1 protein-coding gene is annotated in these 1,211 nt (G+C 51.2%); it reads right to left on the minus strand.

What is annotated here, in order from left to right; genetic code table 11:
* Positions 1–19: 19 nt before the first annotated feature.
* Positions 20–985, minus strand: coding sequence for an IS110 family transposase (locus A1332_RS00810; RefSeq protein WP_064006694.1), 966 nt, complete (start codon positions 983–985; stop codon positions 20–22).
* Between the last annotated feature and the right edge of the window lie 226 nt (positions 986–1,211).

Raw genomic sequence — 1,211 nt, forward strand, 5'->3', positions numbered from 1 at the left:
GTAGATACTGTTATCCAAGTCAAGCCAAATGAATAGCCGAATCGAAGGGTTTGGCGGATTTTAAGACGCCGAAAGCAACATGAATCAATTTACGCATCATGGCACCAATGATTAGCTTATTGGGTTTACCGGCGCTGGATAATCGGTTTCTGAATTGTTTTCCCCAGGCCGTTTTATAAAGTGTCACCATGGCAGGCATATACATGGCTTTTCGCAAAAATGAGTGTCCGATTTTGGAGAGTCTGGGTTTTCCTTTTATGCTACTGCCGGACTCGTATTGCCTGGGGTCGAGCCCGGCAAAGGCTGCGGCCTGCCGACTGTTGGCGAAGCGCGAGGTATCGGCGTAGAACGCTAGGATAATAGCGCTGGTGCGCTCGCCAATGCCGGGGATGCTGTCGAGTAATTCGCGCTGTTGCTTGAGATCGGGATGACGATCAATGTGATCATTGATGGCGTCGATCAATTGTTGGATAGCGGTATCCAGCCAATTCAGATGCTGCTGAATGTCCTCGCGCACCGCCTCGCGAGCCACCTGCAAACGGTTGCTTTCTTGGGTGCGCATGGTTTGCAGGGCGTCCAGGCGCAACACTAGTGCGCGTAACGTGACTTCCGCCTCGCAACGAGGTTGCCAAGCGGATGGTTTGCGTTCGGCGCAGAAATCGGCAATGAGTTTAGCATCGACCGTGTCGGTCTTACTGCGGGTGAGCCGTGAAGCGCCATAAGCTTTGATTTGTGCCGGATTGACGACGCTGACGGTTAAGCCGTTGGTTGCCAGATGCTGAGCAACGTCTTCCCAATAAATACCGGTCGCTTCCATGCAGACCTGCACGGATTCAGCTTTTTGGGCGTTCAACCACGTCAACAAAGCTGTAAAGCCTTCAAGTGAATTGGGAATCACTTTGGCGCGAAACTTACCGTTGGGCAGGCGTAACGCACAGTCCAACTTAGCTTTTGCGACATCAATACCGAGATAAAAATGGGACATGAAAACCTCAAATGATCTACCTTGTGAATGCAGGCTGCCGGAATCCGGGCCGAAGATACTGTCCGATCGTTGATCGAGGGTGGGCCACTGCTGCAATGGTCTACGTTTCGGACTGGGTTTTCCAAGGTACGATACGGCATCCAGTTACCCAAACCTGAGGTGCCCCTCAGGCATGTTTTTCGAGATTTCATTATCTCCTGAAAAACATGGTTGGATAATACAAGGT

The sequence above is a fragment of the Methylomonas methanica genome, from assembly GCF_001644035.1.
In the GTDB taxonomy this organism is placed as follows: Bacteria; Pseudomonadota; Gammaproteobacteria; order Methylococcales; family Methylomonadaceae; genus Methylomonas; species Methylomonas methanica_A.

What these genes read in the sequence shown, in the direction of transcription:
- A1332_RS00810 (WP_064006694.1), bottom strand. Translation starts at nt 985, where the DNA reads ATGTCCCATTTTTATCTCGGTATTGATGTCGCAAAAGCTAAGTTGGAC.